This window comes from Luteibacter anthropi (genome assembly GCF_023699965.1).
Taxonomy (GTDB): domain Bacteria; phylum Pseudomonadota; class Gammaproteobacteria; order Xanthomonadales; family Rhodanobacteraceae; genus Luteibacter; species Luteibacter anthropi.
Genome location: NZ_CP077072.1, coordinates 1,586,691 through 1,604,979 on the forward strand (window position 1 = coordinate 1,586,691; position 18,289 = coordinate 1,604,979).

Here is an 18,289-nt window from a genome sequence, read left to right on the forward strand (position 1 = left end):
GCCCCCATGGCAGCAGCGAAGAAACGTGGACTCGGCCGTGGCCTGGATGCCCTGCTCGGCGGAGGCAGCGGTCCCGATGCCGCGCCGTCGGTGATCGAACAGGAAGGCGAGCTGCGCACGCTGCCGATCCACCAGATCCAGGCCGGCAAGTACCAGCCGCGCCGTCACTGGAACGACGAAGCCCTCGACGAACTGGCCGCGTCGATCAAGGCCCAGGGCCTGATCCAGCCGGTGGTGGTCCGTGCCATCGGCAAGAACAGCTATGAGCTGATCGCCGGCGAGCGACGCTGGCGCGCCGCGCAGCGCGCCTCCATGAGCGAGATCCCGGCGCTGGTGAAGGACGTGCCCGAGCAGTCCGTGCTGGCCATGGCGCTCATCGAGAACATCCAGCGCCAGGAGCTCACCCCGCTGGAAGAAGCCCAGGCCCTGCAGCGCCTGGTCGACGAATTCGACCTCACCCACCAGCAGGCCGCCGATGCCGTCGGCCGCTCGCGTGCGGCGGTGTCGAACCTGCTGCGCCTGATGGAGCTGCCGTCCTCGATCAAGCAGCTGATGGACGAAGGCAAGCTGGAAATGGGCCATGCCCGCGCCCTGCTGACCCTGCCCGCATCGGTGGCGGAGGCGCTGGCGCTGGAAGCCTCGCGCCATGGCTGGACGGTGCGCGAACTGGAAGACGCCGCCCGCAAGGCGCAGATGGCGCCCAAGGGCAAGGCCAAGTCGGCCACGGCGGCCGATCCGAACGTGGCCGACCTCGAACGCGAGCTGGCCGAGCGTTTCGCCACCCGTGTCGAAGTGGCCACCGGCCGCGGCGGCAAGGGCAAGCTGGTCATCCACTATCACAGCAACGACGAGCTGGACGGCATCCTCAGCAAGATCCGCTGAGGCATGTCCCTGTAAGGAATCGGCGATGGCTCCGGTCCAAGGGAACGTGAACCCGAAACAGCGCCAGTACGAAGCCATGGTGCGTGCCCTGTCGGCGGACCTCTACCGGTTCGCGTTCTGGCTGGCGCGCTCCGAATCCGTTGCCCAGGACCTGGTGCAGGAAACCTTCCTGCGCGCCTGGAAAAACCTCGACGCCCTGCGTGACGCGGAAAGCGCCAAGCCCTGGCTGTTCACCATCCTGCGCCGGGAACACGCCCGTCTCTACGAGCGCAAGCACTTCGATACCGTGGAACTCGACGACACCGTTGCCGAAGACGCCGCGTTCGCCAGTCCCGAACGCAGCGGCGATGCCGCCCAGGTCCGTGACGCCATGCAGAAACTGCCCGACAAGTACCGCGAGCCACTGGCCATGCAGGTGCTCGGCGGCATGAGCTGCGACGAGATCGCCGCCGCCACCGACCAGCAGCCCGGTGCCGTGATGACCCAGCTGTTCCGTGCCCGCCAGCGGCTGAAAAGCCTGCTGGGCGGCAAGAGCGCGGCCGAAGGAGGTCGGGCATGAACTGCCTCGAATTCCGTCGCCGCATCGGCGCCGAGCCGCGTTCCACCGATCCGCAGCTGCTGGCGCATCGCGACAGCTGCCGTGAGGGCTGTGCCGCCTTCTGGCAGCGCGCCCAGCGCTTCGAGGATGGCCTGGAAGCCGCGCTTGCCGTGCCCGTGCCTGTGGGGCTGGCCGACCGTATCCTGCTGGCCCAGGCCACCGGTGAGCGACGGCGTCAGGTCGGGCGTCGCCGGGCATGGATGGCGATGGCGGCCTCGGTGCTGATCGCATTCGCGGGCGTGGGCATGCTCTGGCGCCATACCGACCTGAACTCCCTGCCCGCCCTGGCCGTGGCACACATGCCCGAGGAAATGAATTCCCTGGGCATGACCCACCCCATGACCGATGCCCAGGTGGAAGCCGGTTTCGTAGGCCGTGCGGCGCCGCTGAAGGGGCCCGCGCCGAATGGCGTCACCTATGTGCACGACTGCACGGTAGGCCCGTATCCGGCCGTACACGTCGTGACCCGGATGGACGACGAGCCTGTCGTGGCCCTCTACATGCCCGGCAAGATGACCGATGGCGACAGTTCGTTCCGCCGCGATGGCTGGGACGGCCGTCAGCTGGCCCTGAGTGGCGGCACCCTCGTGGTGATGGCCCAGGGTGCCAGCCGGCACACCATGGATGCCGTGGCCCGTGCCTGGCGGTCGGCCATCGAGGGTCCTTCCACACAGGCCGTGGGCCGGATCTGAACGGATGTGGGCGCCACGGCGCCCAAGCGGCGCCGGTTGGGCGATAATGCCGCCCCTGAATTCCTGCCTCCGGAACCGCGATGACCGACCTCGCCGTGGTCGTGCCCGTCTTCAACGAGCGCGACAACATCCCGCCCCTCCTCGCCGAGATCGCCTCGGCCCTGCGTGGACGGATCGACTTCGAGATCATCTACGTCGACGACCTGAGCACCGACGACAGCGTAGCGGTGCTTACTGCCGCCCGCGCCCAGTATCCGGAGCTGCGCATCGTGCGCCACCTCACCCGCAGCGGCCAGAGCACGGCCGTGTGGAATGGCGTGCGTACCGCGCGTGCGCCGTGGATCGCCACGCTCGACGGCGACGGCCAGAATGATCCGGCCGATATTCCGAAGCTGCTGGATGCGCGCGCAGGTGCCGCGCCCGACCTGAAGCTCTTCGCCGGCTGGCGCGTCACGCGCCGCGACAGCTTCAACAAGCGCATTTCCTCGAAGATCGCCAACGCGGTGCGCTCGCGCATGCTGCGCGACGACACGCCGGACACCGGCTGCGGCCTCAAGCTGTTCGAGCGCGAAACCTTCCTGCGCCTGCCCTACTTCGACCACATGCACCGCTACCTGCCCGCGCTGGTGAAGCGTGCGGGTTTTGCCAGCCAGAGCGTGCCGGTGGGCCATCGCCCGCGCACGGCGGGCACCTCGAAGTACGGCATGCTCGACCGCCTGTGGGTCGGCGTGGCCGACCTGCGCGGCGTGGCATGGCTGATGCGCCGGGCGAAGGTCACGAAGACCGAGGAGCTCTGAGGCATCGCCGATAGGGGGCGCGCGAGGCGCGCTCCTGCAGGTGTAGCTGTGCGTTGCATTGGGTCGCGCGCGAGGCGCGCCCGTACAGGAGCGGGGCGTGGTCGGTTTTTGTAGGAGCGCGCCTTGCGCGCGACAGCCCGACGAAGCGACCTACCTCACCCCTTCGGCAGATTCCGCGGCTCCCACCCTTCCAGCATCTTCTCCGTCCGCTCGCGCCCCAGCTCGATCAGCTCACGCGCCCGGTAAAACTCGTACACCGCGGACACATTGCGCGGCATCTCAATGAGCAGGTCAGGCGGATACGCCGCCAGGCGCAGCCGCGACAGGTTGGCCTGCATCAGGTCCATCGCCTGGGTCATCAGCTCGAACGCGCCCGGGTCTTTCGGCTTCGGATCGGAATGCGGCAGCACCTTGCCGATGAGACGGCCGAGCCGCGCGGCATAGCCCTGCTCCGGCACGGCGGTAACATTCTTCTCCGGTGCCTTCTGCAATTCGGCCGCGCCGTCCACGCTGACGGCGATGACGTAATCGGCTTCCTCGCGCATCAAGGGAAGCACGGGCAACGGGTTAAGCAGGGCGCCATCCACCAGCCGCCGACCATCATGCTGATACGGCCGGAACAGCGTGGGAATCGCAATGGACGCGCGGATTGCGTCGAACAGCGGCCCCTTGGTGAGCCACACCTCGCGCTCGCGATCCAGGTCCGTGGCAACGGCGGTGTAGCCGATGTCGAGGTCCTCGATGTTCACCTCGCCGATCAGCTCGCGCAGCGCCGCCATGATGCGATCGCCCTTGATGAAGCCGCCGCCGGAGAAGCTCCAGTCCACCAGGCGCAGCACGTCGAAACGGGCCAGCGTCGACACCCAGTCGCGGTAGACATCGAGCTTGCCCATCGCATAGATGCCCCCCACCAGCGCACCCATGGAGGTGCCGGCGATGGCGACGATCTCGAAGCCGTGCTCTTCAAGCACCTCGATGGCGCCGATATGCGCCAGCCCCTTCGCAGCACCCGCACCGAGTGCCAGCGCGACGCGCGGCTTGCGCGGATGCCCGTGAGTGGCGGGGAGAGCCCCGGGGTCGGCGATATCGATGTCGCTCATGGAACGCTATGGCTAGTGATTGGCGTCGGACCCGTTCTGGTAACCCGTGAGGGCCAGCTGGAGCAGGATCTTCATTTCCTCGCGCAACGGCAGCGGTGCGACGATCTCGGCATCGGGGCCGTACTTGAGCACGTCCATCAGCAGTTCGCGTGAGTTCGAGTACGGCACCTTGAGCTCGTAGCGCCCGTCGGGCAGCCACTCGCCCTTCTGCTGCGAATGCCAGTGCTCGTCGGCTACCCAGCGTGCGGCATGCGAGGAGAAGCGTATCGTGGCCCAGGCCTTGGGCTTGCCGGCGAAGATGCCGTAGCTGGAGGCGAGCAGGTCGTTGAGTTCGGCCTCTTCCACGTCGCGTGCGCGGGCTTCCAGCGCCTGCGGTTCGGCGATGCGGTCCACGGCGAAGCTGCGCAGCGCCTCGCGGTCGTGGTCCCATACGTCGAGGTACCAGTTGTCGCGATAGTGCGTGAGCCGCTGCGGCGAGACCGTGCGCTTGGTGTCTGAATTGGTGGTGCGCGCACGATAGCGGAAGGTGACCTGGCGCCGCTCCAGCACCGCGCCCGCGACGATGCGGAACACCTGCTGGTCCATCTTGCGCGCGCCCCAGGAAATCACCCGGATGCGGTCCACCGGCAGGGCCTTGCCGCTGCCATGGTCGGAAAGCAGCCGCTCGATGCGCGCTTTGAACGGTGCGAGCGCGCCGGCCAGCACGCCAGGGTCGGAGCGTCCGATGAGTTCGTTGAGGGCCATGAGGGCCGCCAGCTCGTCGCTGGTGAGCCACAGGCCGGGAAGTTCGAAGCTGTCGCCCTCGCCCGCTTCGTAGCGGAACGACGCCTGTTCGCCGGCAACGCTCTGGACGGGGGCGCCCAGGGCATCGCGCAGGAAGGCGACGTCGCGGTAAAGCGTGGCGCGCGAACACTCCAGTTCGTCCATGAGGCGGGACAAAGGCACCGGATAGTGCGCGGACTTCAGCAGTCGGTGCAGGGTAAGAATGCGCTCGTAGCGGTCCATGGGTGTCGCCGGCAGATGAAGCGTGGGTAGTGTGTCCGTACGGGTGTGACGCCCGTATCTACGCAACCCAAGCATGGCGGTGGCCGGGGCGCTCCGCAAGGGCGTCGGCCTGGGGCCCCGTCCGCCTTCCGGTTTGCGCCCGAGGGCGGCAAGCCGCAAAATGCTGCTTTGCGATTCGCCGCAAGGCTTCCCTCCATGGCGGAACCGAACGACACGTCGACCGTCGCCCTGGGTCGCCAAGACCCCCCCGGCGACAAGCCACGTGCCCAGTTGCTCTTTTCCGTGCCGACGGCCGTCATCCAGACCGCCACGGCAGCGGGCCATGGCCTGTGGATGGTCCTGGGCACGTCACTGGCCCTGGGCCTGTATCCCGATGGCCGTGGCGAGGTGCTGGTACCGCTGGCGATCGGCCTGGTACTGGTGAGCCTGGGCCTGCTGGCCACCTGCCTGCGCCTGCCCTTCGCCCCTGAGTGGCATGGCTGGAACCCGGTCCGCCGGATGATGCCGACCGCGGAAGGCCTGGTGGCGATGCTCAACTACATGCCGATGCTGGCCCTGGCCGGACTTGCGCGCGGTGGCAACGACTTCTGGGCCACGCGCGTGGCCGGCGCTGCCCTCATGCTGTGCAGCCTGGCCACCCTGGTGTTCACCAGCCGGGGCATGACCCGGCAGCTCGCCCTGCCGGTGGATCTGGCCACGATGGCCAATGTGCAGCCGCTGGGTCGCACGGTGGGGGCGCTGTTTGCAGGTGGCCTGTGGTTCTGGCTATGCGTGGCCGCACAGACGGAAACCCGGGGCGAACCGTTCAATCCCTGGCGGCTGGCGCTGCTGGCCGTGGGGCTCGCCACGGGTGTGGTCGAGGGTCTGCGCTGGCGCTCGCTGCGCCAGCTGGCAGAGGAACGCGGCCAGACGGCATGGCTTACCACCGGCCGCAGCGGCGCATCCCTGCTCGGCTGGCGCTTCGGCGTGGCAGCCCTCTCCGTGGGGCTGCCCTGCGTGCTGCTGGTCACCCATGGCGAGGGGGTGGGGCAGATCGTGAGCGCCGGTGTGGCCGCGTTAAGCTGCCTTGTCGGTCAATGCCTGGAGCAGCGGCTTTACGGCCGCGCTTACGCCCAGCTGCCGCAAGGCTGAGGCGTACCAAAAGAACACGGCGCGGGGGTGCGCCACGTCCGGTCGCTGGAGCGGCCGGGCGCAAAACCATTCCAATCACCTATTCGGGAAGACGATGAAACAACTGCTTATCGCCACGCTCGTCCTCGCCGCGCTGCCCTTCGCTGCGTCGGCCCAGGACGCCAACGCCACGCCACCTGCTGCCGACCAGAACACCAATGCAGCACAGAACGGCGGCTGGACCGGCTCGGGTGAATTCGGCTTCGCCTCGGCCCGCGGCAACTCGCGCTCCGAGAACGCCAACGCCAAGCTCGGCCTCAGCCAGGAAAACGAGGTGTGGAAGAACAACTTCTTCCTCAACGGCCTGCGCTCCAAGGGCGAGGTCTCGGTGCAGGACGGTGAAGGCAATACGGTCAACAAGTTCAGCACCACGGCGAACCGTTACGACACCGGCGCATCGGTAGGCTACAAGTTCGACCCGCGCAGCTACGTGGTGACGGCGGCGCGCTATGAGCATGACGACTTCGGCGCCAATACCTGGCAGGGTATTCTTTCGGTCGGCTACGGTTATATCGCGCTGAAGAACGAGCGCGCCGAGCTGTCCTTCGAAATCGGTCCCGGTTTCAAGCGCTACCAGCCGGCCAAGTCCACCCGTGACATCACCAACCCCGACGGCACGCCGGCGCTTGGTCCCAACGGCTCGCCGCTGACCGAACGCTACACGCCGAACGCCGAGAGCGAGGTGGTGGGTCGTGGCCTGGTCAACGGCAAGTACCGTCTTACCGCCAACACGGCGCTGGAAGACACGCTGCTGATCGAAGCGGGCTCGAAGAACCAGTACTACCAGAACGACATCGGTATCTCGGTCAGCATGACCAAGAAGATGGCGCTCAAGGTCGGCTACCAGATCCGTTACAACAGCGACACCCAGCCGGGCACGGTAAGCACCGACAAGCTGACGACGACCAACCTCGTCTACAACTTCTGATCGTGTAGGAGCGCGCCTTGCGCGCGACCGGTTGCCGCGAAACCATGGATACATTCGCGACAACCGGTCGCGCGCAAGGCGCGCTCCTGCAGTTCGCGGTTATCGCTGGGGTTTGAGGAAATCTTCGGCGCCCTGCCCTATCAGCATCGCGGCCACTTCGTGGCCAAGCTCCACCGGCCGGTCGCCCTCGATTTCCGCGCTGGCCCGGATCAGCTCGCCGGTGGCGGCATTGCCCACCAGTCCGTGCAGCACCAGGCCGCGCTCGGTTGGCACGCACCAGGCACCGATGGCCACGGCACAGCTGCCACCCAGTCGCTCGTTGAGTGCGCGCTCCGCGTCGATGGCCGTGCGGGTGTTCTTCTCGTCCAGCGCGGCCAGAAGGTCGAGTACACGCAGGTCGGCCTCCCGTGCCTCCACGGCAATAGCTCCCTGCCCCGGTGCCGGCAGCCAGTCCGGGCTGGCGAGACGTGCGCGGATGCGGTGTCCGAGACCCAGGCGTTCCACTCCGGCACAGGCCAGGATGATGGCGTCGTACTCGCCCTCGTCGAGCTTGCGCAGCCGGGTGTTCACATTGCCGCGCAGGTCGAGCAGTTCCAGGTCAGGGCGCAATGCGCGGGTCTGGGCCTGGCGACGCAGCGACGAGGTGCCCACCTTCGCGCCCTGCGGCAGGTCGGCGAACGTGGCGTAGGTGTTGCTGATGAAGGCATCGGCCGCATCGGCCCTCTCCACGATGGCGCCGAGCGTGAAACCCGGTTCCAGTTCGGCCGGCACGTCCTTCAGCGAGTGCACCGCGATATCGGCGCGACCCTCCAGCATGGCGACTTCCAGTTCCTTCAGGAACAGGCCCTTGCCACCCAGGGTGGCGAGCGAGCGGTCGAGGATTTCATCGCCCCGGGTGGAAAGGGGAACCAGTTCGACCAGCAGGCCCGGATGGGCACGGCGCAGCAGGTCGGCGACATGATTGGCCTGCCAGAGGGCAAGGGCACTCTGACGGGTGGCGATACGAAGCGGGGCTGTCATGGAAATTCCGTTGGATGGCGCGCTCATAGCCCGCCATTGTCCCGCAAACCCCTGTCGCGCGCAGCGCGACGATCAGCCGCGCAGCAGCTGCCGCACGGCCGGCAGGTTGCGCCGGCTGACCTCCAGGCTGGCCTCGCTGCCATCGAGCCGGGCCATGACGCGGCCATCGGTGAGGGACTTCAGGCCGAGCAGGCGTTCCCGAGGCACCAGGCAGTTTCGGTGCAGGCGGATCAGGCGATCGCCGTGGCTGGCTTCCAGCTGGCGCAGCGAGTCGTCTATGAGATGGACGCCATGGGGGTGATGCACGGCGACGTATTTGTCCTCGGCCAGCAGGTAGAGCACTTCGGCGAAGGCAATACGGATCTCGTCGTTGCCCCGGCGCACACGCAACCATGTGCCGGAGGTCGACGATCGCACGGGCAGCCTGGCGGCGGCACGATCCAGCGCCTCGTCGAGGCGCTCGGTGCGGACGGGTTTGAGCAGGTAATCGGTGACGCCCAGATCGAAGGCCTGCAGGGCATGGCCTTCATAGGCCGTGCAGAACACCACCTGTGGGCGCATGGCGAGCGCGGCCAGACGGTTGGCCACATCGGTGCCGCGCAAGCCGGGCATCTCGATGTCGAGCAGCACCAGATCGGGATGCAGGGTTTCGCAGGCGGCGATCACGGCCTCGCCGTCACCGACGTCGCCCACCACTTCCACGTCGGTGCGTCGCGCGAGCAGGCCGGCCAGGCGTGCCCGTGCCAGCGGTTCGTCATCGGCGATCAGCACGCGCATGGGCGACCTCCGGAAGAAACAGGCGCACGACGAAGCGGGCGTCCTGTGCGGCCGCATCCACGCGGGCGCGTTCGCCGTAGTGATAACGCACACGTTCGCGGACGCTGCGAAGGCCGTGCCCCGTACCTGCGGGTGCGGGAATGAGCGGTAGAGGGTTATCCACCTGCACGTCCACGCCGCCTGCTACGCGTCGGATCACGATGCCCAGGGTGCCCCCGTCGATGCGTGGCTGGATGCCATGACGTATGGCGTTTTCTACCAAGGGCTGCAGTAACAGGCGAGGCAGCGGGAGTGTGTCGGGTGCATCCAGCACGCGCTCCACGACGAGGCGATCTCCCAGCCGCAGTGTCTCGATTTCGAGATAGTGGTCGATCAGTCGCCATTCGTCGCCCAGCGTGCCGATGGCATCGCGGTCGTTGCCCAGTGCCGCGCGGAAGAGTTCGGAGAGGTTTTCCACCGTGCGTTCCGCCGCGGGCGGGTCTACGGCGATCAATGCCGCCACGGTATTCATGCTGTTGAACAGGAAGTGCGGCCGGATGCGTGCCTGCAGCGCAGCGACCTGCGCCTGCGCCTCCGCCGCGACACGTGCCTGCCATTGCCCCACGACGTAGAAGTAACGCAGCAGGCAGGCACCAAGCAGGCCGGCGGAGAGCATGGCCATCACCGTGAACCGTTGCGGTTCGGCAGGCCCGATGCCCAGGGACAGGCCATGGTCGAGCCAGCCCAGCACGGCGGCCGCGACGCCCGTCATCGCCACCAGCACCAGCCAGACCGCCGCATACGGCCAGGGTCCTGGTAGCCGCTGCATGGCGGGGCGAAGCTTGCACAGCGCCACGGTCAGCAGCATCGACAGCCAGCTGGTGAACAGCACCGCGGCACTGTATTCGCGCCAGCCGCCGGTGGCGCCCGGCGCGAGCCGCATGAGGCTGACCGTAAGTGCCCCCACGACCAGCAGTGCGAACAGCACCGGCAGGCTGCAGAAGTCGGGCAGGGGCGAGGACGGGCGGGGCGCGGTGGGCATGCGCGGAGTATGCCGGATGCCCTCCGGCACGGACGCGCGCACCGTCACGCGGCGGCGAAGCGCTCCGTGAGCCACGCGCGGATATCGGCGATTTCCGGCAGGGATACCTGGTGACCCATGGGATAGGTATGCCAGTCGATGCGATGGCCGAGGGTTTCGAGCAACTGGCGGGAGTGCTCGCCTAGCTGCAGTGGCACGACGGGATCGGCGACGCCGTGACCCCAGAAGATGGGCGTGGCGTGGTTTGCACCGGCGCGCTCGGCCTCGATGGTGTCGTGCAGCGGCAGGTAGGCGGACAGCACCAGCAGGCCGGCCAGCGCTTCGCGATGGCGCAGGCCCGCGGAGAGCGTCATGGCGCCGCCCTGTGAGAAGCCGGCCAGCACGATGCGTGAGGTGGGCACGCCACGCTCGTTCTCGCGGGTGATCAGCTGTTCCACTTCGTCGATGGATGCGCGGATGCCTTCGGCATCCTGCTTGTCGGCGATGGCCAGGCCCTTGATGTCGTACCAGGCGCGCATCGGCACGCCGTTGTTCACCGTGACCGGCCGCACGGGCGCATGCGGAAACACGAAGCGGATACCAGGCCATGCCGGATCCACCAGCTCGGGCACGATCGGCGCAAAGTCGTTGCCATCGGCCCCGAGGCCATGCAGCCAGATCACCGACCAACCGGGATCGGCCTGGGTTTCGTGTTCGACAGTAGGCAAGGTCATCGCAATGATCCAGCAAGGCAACAACCCCACATCCTAACGTAACCCTGTAGGAGCGCGCCTCGCGCGCGACCGGTTGGAATGGTGTCGCTCCGTAGTAAAGCAGCCCATGTGGTGCGTCGCTCCGTAGGAAAGGCCGGCCTTCCTGGCCAGCCCCGCTACGCGGTCTTATCCGCCCGCTCCCCTCACCTCCATCACCTCGCGCCAAGGGCCGCCCCCGCCACCTCTGTCGAACGTGATCGCAGGCTGTTGTAGGAGCGCGCCTGCGCGCGACCGGTTGTCGCGAAAACCATCATCGTTTCGATCCAACCGGTCGCGCGCAAGGCGCGCTCCTACATGAGGTCGGTGCGCAGCTCGCGCACGCCCCTGCCAAGGCGCTGGCGAAGCAGGGTGCGCAGCGTGGCGCCGTCGCCGTAGCCGACTTCTGCGGCGATGGATTCCAGGTCGAGCTTGCTGCCGTGAAGCAGCGACTGCGCGCGCTCCACGCGCAGGTCCTGGAAATAGGACAGCGGTGACTTGCCCAGCACGGCCTCGCAGCGACGTTGCAGGGTGCGCGGGCTGGTCGCCAGTGCGTTTGCGGCATCCTGCAACGAAAAACCTTCCTTCAGCCGGTCGCGTGCCCATCGTTCGAATCGCTGCACGAGCGGATCGGCCTGCGCGAGGTGGTTGGGAATGATGTAAGGCGCCTGCAACGAGCGCAGGTCGGCCAGCAGGTACCGCGACACGACGGAGGCCAGTTCCGGGCTGGTGCGACGTATCAGCCACAGGGCGAGGTCGAGGTGTCCCATCGCGGCACCGGCGGTGACGCCGATATCCGTGGGCACCAGCATGCGCGATTCGTCCAGTTGCACACGGGGATAGCGCTGTCGGAACAACGGCCCCAGCCACCACGTCGTTGTCGCCTCGCGGCCGTCGAGCAGGCCGGTTTCGGCCAGCAGGAAGGTGCCGATGCACGAGGCGGCCAGCTGCGCGCCATCGGCGTGCCAGGCAAGTAATTGCGCCGTGGCTTTCCTGACATCCGCGCGTGCCAGGGCGGGAACGAGTGTATCGGGCGTTCCCGTGGCCAGCGCCGGCACCACGATCCAGTCGGGGCTGGGTGCTCCGGCCATGGGTGTGGTGGGCATGAGCATGCCCAGCGCGGTCTTCACCCGTTTGCGCATGCCCACGACGGTGAGCTGGAAAGGTGGCTTGGCACCCTCGCGCATGGCGAAGCGGTTGGCCATGGACAGGGCGTCCAGCAGGACGGTAAGGCCCGTATCGAACAATCCTTCGAGGGCGAGGATGTGGATGCGCATGGCGTGAATGCCGCTAATGTTGTCGTTTACGACAATACCAGCGCCGCGTGCCGATCACTAGATTGAGCCATCCCCACACACGGTCCCTCAAGGAGGCCACTCATGAAAGTGTTCGCAATCGGCTCGGGCAGCGCTCCGCTTACTCCGGAACAGCGCCAGCAGTACATGCCGAGCGAGGTACCCGCCACGCTCAGGCTTTACCTGGACGGCAAGATGGACCAGTTCTGGTTCCGTGGAGACACGCCGGGCGTGGTCTTCCTTATCAACGCCGAAACGGTCGAAGAGGCACGCGACATCGTCGGAACGTTGCCACTTGCGAAGGCAAGCATCCTGAACTTCGACTTCATTCCGGTGGGCCCGCTGGCGCCGCTGGGCATGCTGATCGCCTGATGGAGTGACATCACCTGCCGGGCGCGAGGGTTCGGCAGGTGATGCCTTGAAGGCAGGGACATCCGGCGGAAGTTCCTGCGGGGTCAGAACGTGTAAAGCTCGCTGGCAATCTTCCAGCGATCACCGGTTTTCACCAGCTGAAGCACTTTCCATCCGGCTGCGGATTCCGGCTTGCCCGACACGCGTTCCGTCACGAAGTCGAGCGAGACCTGCGCCAGCGGCCCGTTCTGTTCGATGTGGATATTCGAGAAGCGCTGTCGGAAGTGCTGTCCGCTTGCGAACACGGCCTTGCGAAAGGCTTCGTACTGGCGAAGGTCTACCGGTGCATTTGTGGCGGGTGTCGTTGCGACGTCAGAGAACGGAATCCGGTCATCCAGAAGCATGTCGCGAAAACCTGCTTCATCGCCCTGCGTGACGCATCGCGTGTAGTTCGCCAGCAGGGCTTCGATGGCCCTGCGATCGCCGTCGTTAGACCGGTGTGCGGTAGTCGTCGGTGCAGGAGAGGCAAGCGCAGATACGGTAACCAGCTGCGCGGCGAAAAGCGCGAGACAAAGCGGAAGGGCTTTCATGCAGGGAGGCTCAGGGGGCGGGTATCCAGAGCATAAGCGACGGCGCGCATCCCTGTAGGAGCGCGCCTGCGCGCGACCGGTTGTCGCGTAAACATCCATGCATTCGTCATGCCGGTCGCGCGCGAGGCGCGCTCCTACAGGGGTGCGTTGGTCGTCGGTACGGTCGGCCCGGTAGCCGCGGTGCATTGTAGGAGCGTGCTTGCGCGCGACGGGTTGGGCGGGAACGCTGACAGATTGCGCAATGAACGGTCGCGCGCGAGGCGCGCTCCTACAAGGAGGCGCCTGCGCGAGAGGGGTTTATTCGCCCAGGCCAAGCTCCGTGGCGAAGAATGTCATCGACAGCGCCGCATTGCCTACACGCTGGCTGAAAGGCGCTCCAATGCCATGCCCTGCATTCATGCGCGTCAGCAGCAGCACCGGCTGGCCGGAACTGGTGGCGTCCTGCAATGCCGCGGCGAACTTGCGCGACTGCCAGGGTGCGACGCGCGGGTCATTCGCTCCGGTGGTGAGCAGCACGGCGGGATACTTCGTGCCCTTCTTCACGTTGTGCAGCGGCGAATAGGCCAGCGTGGCCTTCGCCTGCGCGGCATCCTTCACCGTGCCGTATTCGCTGACGTTGTACGGGCCATTGGCGAACGCTGTTTCGTGACGCGGCACGTCGTAGATGCCGACCATGCCGACCACGGCACGGTACTGCTCCGGGTGCTGCACGAGCGACGCACCCATCAGCAGGCCGCCGTTGCTGCCGCCGAGGATGCCCAGGTGCTGCTTGTCGGTCCACTTCGTGTCGATCAGTGCCTGCGATGCGGCATAGAAGTCGTCGAAGACATTCTGCTTGTGCAGCTTCTGGCCCTGCTCGTGCCATGCTTCGCCGAACTCGTTGCCGCCACGGATGTTTGCGTACGCAAGCACGCCGCCGCGTTCCAGCCAGGCGAGGTTGGGGCCGATGAAGCCCGGCGTCACCGGGATGCCGAAACCGCCGTAGCTGTACAGGATGGTCGGGCGCTTGCCATTCGGTGCGATCCCGTCCATCGAGATCACCGTCACCGGGATCTTGCTGCCGTCCTTCGAGGTGCCGTCGATACGGGTGACACGCACCTTCGAATAATCGGCCGCCGGTTTCACTTCGAAGATGGTCTTCAGGGTGCCGGTCTTGCCGTCATACTCGGCCCAGTGCGTGGGCGTGGTCCAGCCGCCGTAGGTGATCAGTGCCTTGTCCTGGCCCTTCTCCGAGGCGATGCCGCCGATGCTCACGCCAGTGGCGGGCAGCGGCACGCGGCGCACGAGCGTGGCCTTCGCATCGTACTGGTCGGCCCACCAGTCGGGACCGGCGCTGCGCACCACGAGGAAGCCGTCGCCCAGTGGCTTTACCTTCTGGATGGCGCCGTCGCCCTGGGCCAGTACGTCGGTCGTCGTGCCCTGGGCATCGACGGCCACGATGCGGCCGCGCGGTGCATTGGCAAAGGTGACGACGAACAGGCGGTCGCCGACCCAACTGGCCGAACGCACGTCGGCGTCGCGGCCCAGCACCTTGCGGAATTCGCCCTTGCCATCGCGCAGGTAGACCTCGGCCGGACCGCCGTCACCCTCGTTGGCCAGCAGCGCGGTGGACTTGCCGCCGCGACCTTCGTCGAGAATGTATTCGGCGATGGGCGAATAGCCCTTGCCGAACACGGTGGTGTCCTTTGCCGCCGGCTGGCCTATGACGTGATGGGCCAGGTAGGCGTCGAAGCCGGTCAGCGGCTTGTCCTTGGTGGGGGCATCGAAGCGGGCATAGGTGACGCCCTTCTCGTCGGCGTCCCAGGCCAGTGCCTGCGGGGCGGTACCGCCACCGGCCCAGCGCAGTTCGTCCGGCAGGGCCTTGCCCGTGCTGGTATCGAGGATATGGATGGTGGTCAGTTCGCTGCCGCCTTCGGCCGTGCCATAGGCAAGATAACGACCGCTCGGTGACGGCCAGTATTCGGTGATTGCCGTATTGCCGTCACCCTTGTTGAGATCGACCAGCACGCGGGTGTCGCCGTCGGGCCATTTCTTCGCGACCAGTACCGGCTGCGGCTGGGGCGGCGTGTTCTCGAAGTAGAACAGCGTACCGCCGGCCAGGGTGGGCGACGAGCGGGTGGTGGAGGTGATCGCCAGCTCACGGATGCGCGCGCTCAGCTCCTTGCCCAGCGGCATGGCGCCGATGGTGGACTCGGTATAGGTGTTCTGGGCCTCGATCCACTGCTTTACGTCGGCCGCTTCGGGGTTTTCCAGCCAGCGGTAGGGATCGTTCACCGGCACGCCGGCCAGCGTCTCGGAGACCATCCGCTTGGGCGTCTGCGGTGGCGTGCCCGGGGCGGCATGGGCGCTGAAGGCCACGAGCAGGCTGGCGGCGAGGAGACGGGGCAGGATGACGCGCATGGAGGCGGCCTCATGACAAAGGGGGACCCGAGGGTAGCAAACCCTCCACCCATCCCACCCCTGCCGGGAGTCCTGTATGTAGGAGCGCGCCTTGCGCGCGACCGGGGTACCGCAAGACATGATGGATATCGTCACCCCGGTCGCGCGCAAGGCGCGCTCCTACATGGGGTGTGTGGCGGTTATGCTGGCTTCTTTTGTCCTCGCGGAAGCTCTTTGTTTATGCGCGTACTCGCCGCTGCCCTCATCACCGCCCTGGCCGCTGCGCCGGCCCTTTCGGCCCAGGCGCCGCTCGACATGGAAACGATCATGGCCGATCCGGACTGGATCGGGCCGGCGGTGGAACTGCCTTACTGGAGTGTCGACGGACGTCAGGTCTACTACGCGCTCAAGCGCGATGGCAGCCCGGTGCGCGATCTCTATCGCGTCGCTGCGTCGGGTGGGGCGCCGGAGCGCCTCGACCCCACGGCGGTGGCTGCGGCCGACGGCAATCACATCGTGTACGACCGCGCACACCGTCACGCAGCCTTCGTGCGTCACGGCGATGTCTTCGTGCGCGACCTGGCCAATGGCAGCACCACGCAGGTGACCCGTACTCCCGCGAAGGAAGCCGAGCCGCGCTTCTCGCTCGACGGTCGTCTGCTCACGTTCCGCAGCGGCAATGACTGGTTCGCGTGGCCCGTGGCCGGTGGTCCGGCGGCGCCGGCCGCCGTGCTCAAGGAAGGCGAAGACCCGAAGCAGCACAAGAGCGACGACCTGAAGGACGACCAGCAGGCGCTGTTCAAGACCCTGCGCCAGCTGCGCGCGGATGAAGACGCCATGCGCGCGGACGCCGACGCACTCGCCGCCGCCGATACGGGTCGCGCGCCGCAGCCGTTCTATCTGGGCAAGGATGTGTCGGTCTCCGATACCTCGCTCTCGCCCGATGGCCACTGGATGATCGTGGTCACCCAGGCCAAGGATGCCGATCAGGGCAAGATCGCCGACCTCACCCGCTACGTCACCGATTCGGGTTACGCGGAAGCCGAAGCTACGCGCCCCTACGTGGGTCGCAACGATCCGGCACCGCAGTCGCTGCACCTGCTCGACCTGCGCAAGCACGCCAGCTTCGACCTCGATACGGCCACGCTGCCCGGCATTTCCGACGATCCGCTGGCCGATATCCGTGCGAAGACCGTCGCAGCGTTGCGCAAGGACGGCAAGAACGATCGCGCCGACGCGCTCGCCGCGCCGAAGAAGCGCCCGCTCATCGTCAACAGCGAATACAGCCAGGGCATCGTCTGGAACGATGAAGGCAGCCAGGTGGCCGTGCAGCTGCGCGCCATCGACAACAAGGATCGCTGGATCGCCACGGTGGATTTCGACCGCCATGCGCTGGTCACCCAGCATCGTCTCACCGACAAGGCCTGGATCAACTGGGATTACAACGATTTCGGCTGGCTGCGTGACGGCCGCACGTTGTGGTACCTCAGTGAGGAAAGCGGCTGGTCGCAGCTGTATACGCGCGCGCCCGGTGGCAAGGCCACGGCGCTGACCTCCGGCCACTTCGAGGTGGATCACCCGGTGCTGTCGCCGGATGGCAATACCTTCTATGTGCGTTCCAACAAGGTGGCGCCGTACAGCTACGACATCTACAAGGTGCCGGCTGCCGGTGGCGAGCTGTCGCGCATCACGCGTTACGAAGGCCTCGACGACTTCTCGCTGTCGCCCGACGGGCGCTCGCTGGCCGTGCTGCATTCGTCGGCCTACGTGCCGTCGCAGCTGGCGGTGATCGGCGTGGATGGTGGCCAGGGTCGCGATCTCACCGATACGCGCAAGCCGGGCTACAAGGCGCGTGAATGGATCGCACCGAAGGTGGTGGAAATGCCCTCCAGCCATGGTGCGGGCACCATCTACGCCAAATTTTATGGCGAAGGCGCGGCACCGGCCTCGGGGCGTCCGGCGGTGATCTTCGTGCACGGTGCGGGCTACCTGCAGAACGTGCATCTGTCCTATCCCGCGTACTTCCGCGAGCAGATGTTCCACAACATGCTGGTGCAGCGTGGCTATGTGGTGCTCGACGTGGATTACCGCGCCTCGAAGGGTTACGGCCGCGACTGGCGCACGGCGATCTACCGCCAGATGGGTCATCCGGAGCTGGAAGACCTGCTCGATGGCAAGGCATGGCTGGTGAAGAACCAGGGCGTTGATCCGAAGCGCGTGGGCATCTACGGCGGCAGCTACGGCGGTTTCATGACGCTGATGTCGCTGCTGCGCGCACCGGGCGAGTTCGCGGCAGGCGCGGCCTTGCGTCCGGTCACCGACTGGACCAGCTACAACCACGAGTACACCTCGAACATCCTGAACGACCCGCAGCTCGATCCGGAGGCGTATGCCACCAGCTCGCCGATCCGCTATGCCGAGAACCTGTCTGATCCGCTGCTGATGGAACACGGGTTGATCGACGACAACGTGCTCGCCAGCGATACCGTGCGCATGTACCAGCGCTTCATCGAGCTGCACAAGAAGAACTTCTGGATGTCGCTGTACCCGCTGGAGCGCCACGGCTTCGTCCACCCGGATTCCTGGTACGACGAATACCGCCGCATCGACGAGCTGTTCAAGGAACGCCTGGAAGGCACTCGCTGAGTAGCCAGCGAAGGTAACCTGCACAGGAACGACACCCACGCTCGTCGTTCCTGTGAAAACAGGAACCCAGCGCCCCGGTTTGCCAGTAAGGCGAGGGCGCTGCATCGGCTTTGGCGTAGGGGGCGTTATCGCGACAACCGGCTGCATCGCGCTGGGTTCCAGCTTTCGCTGGAACGACGGCTTCGGGCGGGGTTGCGTTAGCTCCCCTACCTGTCGTTCCTGTGAAAACAGGAACCCAGCGCCCCGGTTTGCCAGTAAGGCGAGGGCGCTGCATCGGCTCTGGCGTAGGGGGTGTTATCGCGACAACCGG

General features: G+C 66.7%; 17 protein-coding genes. 8 read left to right on the forward strand and 9 right to left on the reverse strand.

The annotated features are described in order from the left end of the window. Window positions 1-6 precede the first annotated feature (6 nt). The 4 genes from KR767_RS07150 (at window position 7) to KR767_RS07165 (ending at window position 2,969) form a co-directional block, all read left to right on the forward strand. Window positions 7-882 (forward strand): ParB/RepB/Spo0J family partition protein, encoded by an 876-nt coding sequence (locus KR767_RS07150; protein WP_166945789.1) that lies wholly within the window; start codon window positions 7-9, stop codon window positions 880-882. 25 nt (window positions 883-907) lie between these two features. Further along, window positions 908-1,441: a sigma-70 family RNA polymerase sigma factor gene (locus tag KR767_RS07155; RefSeq protein ID WP_166945791.1), complete on the forward strand. Its 534-nt coding sequence runs from the start codon at window positions 908-910 to the stop codon at window positions 1,439-1,441. Then, window positions 1,438-2,172 carry a DUF3379 family protein gene (locus tag KR767_RS07160; RefSeq protein WP_166945793.1) on the forward strand — a complete coding sequence of 245 codons (735 nt, stop codon included), beginning with the start codon at window positions 1,438-1,440 and terminating at the stop codon, window positions 2,170-2,172. The genes KR767_RS07155 and KR767_RS07160 overlap by 4 nt, the downstream gene beginning before the upstream one ends. An 80-nt stretch (window positions 2,173-2,252) precedes the next feature. After that, window positions 2,253-2,969 carry a glycosyltransferase family 2 protein gene (locus tag KR767_RS07165; RefSeq protein ID WP_250878619.1) on the forward strand — a complete coding sequence of 239 codons (717 nt, stop codon included), beginning with the start codon at window positions 2,253-2,255 and terminating at the stop codon, window positions 2,967-2,969. 155 nt (window positions 2,970-3,124) lie between these two features. On the opposite strand, the gene KR767_RS07170 is transcribed toward KR767_RS07165, so the two are convergent. Beyond that, the gene (locus KR767_RS07170) at window positions 3,125-4,069 is read right to left on the reverse strand and encodes a patatin-like phospholipase family protein (RefSeq protein WP_166945797.1); all 945 of its coding nucleotides are present in this window, start codon (window positions 4,067-4,069) and stop codon (window positions 3,125-3,127) included. Between the two features lie 12 nt (window positions 4,070-4,081). Next, complete coding sequence (locus KR767_RS07175; RefSeq protein ID WP_166945799.1) at window positions 4,082-5,074, reverse strand: helix-turn-helix transcriptional regulator; 993 nt, start codon at window positions 5,072-5,074, stop codon at window positions 4,082-4,084. Window positions 5,075-5,269: 195 nt separating this feature from the next. Here KR767_RS07175 and KR767_RS07180 point away from each other — a divergent pair, with 195 nt between their 5' ends. Together KR767_RS07180 and KR767_RS07185 are read left to right on the forward strand one after the other, a co-directional pair. Next, on the forward strand, window positions 5,270-6,205 hold the full coding sequence (locus KR767_RS07180) for a hypothetical protein (protein ID WP_250878620.1): 936 nt from the start codon (window positions 5,270-5,272) through the stop codon (window positions 6,203-6,205). A 94-nt stretch (window positions 6,206-6,299) separates the two neighbouring features. Next, on the forward strand, window positions 6,300-7,172 hold the full coding sequence (locus KR767_RS07185) for a DUF481 domain-containing protein (RefSeq protein ID WP_166945803.1): 873 nt from the start codon (window positions 6,300-6,302) through the stop codon (window positions 7,170-7,172). 99 nt (window positions 7,173-7,271) lie between these two features. On the opposite strand, the gene hemC is transcribed toward KR767_RS07185, so the two are convergent. The 5 genes from hemC to KR767_RS07210 form a co-directional block, all read right to left on the reverse strand. After that, window positions 7,272-8,192, reverse strand: coding sequence for a hydroxymethylbilane synthase (gene hemC, locus KR767_RS07190; RefSeq protein WP_250878621.1), 921 nt, complete (start codon window positions 8,190-8,192; stop codon window positions 7,272-7,274). 72 nt (window positions 8,193-8,264) lie between these two features. Beyond that, window positions 8,265-8,969, reverse strand: coding sequence for a LytR/AlgR family response regulator transcription factor (locus tag KR767_RS07195; protein WP_250878622.1), 705 nt, complete (start codon window positions 8,967-8,969; stop codon window positions 8,265-8,267). Next, window positions 8,947-9,990: a sensor histidine kinase gene (locus KR767_RS07200; protein WP_250878623.1), complete on the reverse strand. Its 1,044-nt coding sequence runs from the start codon at window positions 9,988-9,990 to the stop codon at window positions 8,947-8,949. The genes KR767_RS07195 and KR767_RS07200 overlap by 23 nt, the downstream gene beginning before the upstream one ends. Before the next feature lie 44 nt (window positions 9,991-10,034). Beyond that, a complete protein-coding gene (locus KR767_RS07205) occupies window positions 10,035-10,703 on the reverse strand; it encodes an alpha/beta hydrolase (RefSeq protein ID WP_250878624.1) in 669 nt (222 codons plus the stop codon). A gap of 329 nt (window positions 10,704-11,032) precedes the next feature. Then, the gene (locus tag KR767_RS07210) at window positions 11,033-11,995 is read right to left on the reverse strand and encodes a GlxA family transcriptional regulator (RefSeq protein WP_250878625.1); all 963 of its coding nucleotides are present in this window, start codon (window positions 11,993-11,995) and stop codon (window positions 11,033-11,035) included. A gap of 102 nt (window positions 11,996-12,097) precedes the next feature. On the opposite strand from KR767_RS07210, the gene KR767_RS07215 reads away from it, so the two are divergent. Further along, on the forward strand, window positions 12,098-12,385 hold the full coding sequence (locus KR767_RS07215; RefSeq protein WP_250878626.1) for a hypothetical protein: 288 nt from the start codon (window positions 12,098-12,100) through the stop codon (window positions 12,383-12,385). An 83-nt stretch (window positions 12,386-12,468) separates the two neighbouring features. On the opposite strand, the gene KR767_RS07220 is transcribed toward KR767_RS07215, so the two are convergent. Together KR767_RS07220 and KR767_RS07225 are read right to left on the reverse strand one after the other, a co-directional pair. Continuing rightward, window positions 12,469-12,954 carry a nuclear transport factor 2 family protein gene (locus KR767_RS07220; RefSeq protein WP_250878627.1) on the reverse strand — a complete coding sequence of 162 codons (486 nt, stop codon included), beginning with the start codon at window positions 12,952-12,954 and terminating at the stop codon, window positions 12,469-12,471. A gap of 297 nt (window positions 12,955-13,251) precedes the next feature. After that, the gene (locus KR767_RS07225; RefSeq protein WP_250878628.1) at window positions 13,252-15,354 is read right to left on the reverse strand and encodes a prolyl oligopeptidase family serine peptidase; all 2,103 of its coding nucleotides are present in this window, start codon (window positions 15,352-15,354) and stop codon (window positions 13,252-13,254) included. 219 nt (window positions 15,355-15,573) lie between these two features. Here KR767_RS07225 and KR767_RS07230 point away from each other — a divergent pair, with 219 nt between their 5' ends. After that, window positions 15,574-17,979 carry a S9 family peptidase gene (locus KR767_RS07230; protein ID WP_250878629.1) on the forward strand — a complete coding sequence of 802 codons (2,406 nt, stop codon included), beginning with the start codon at window positions 15,574-15,576 and terminating at the stop codon, window positions 17,977-17,979. Window positions 17,980-18,289: the final 310 nt, after the last annotated feature.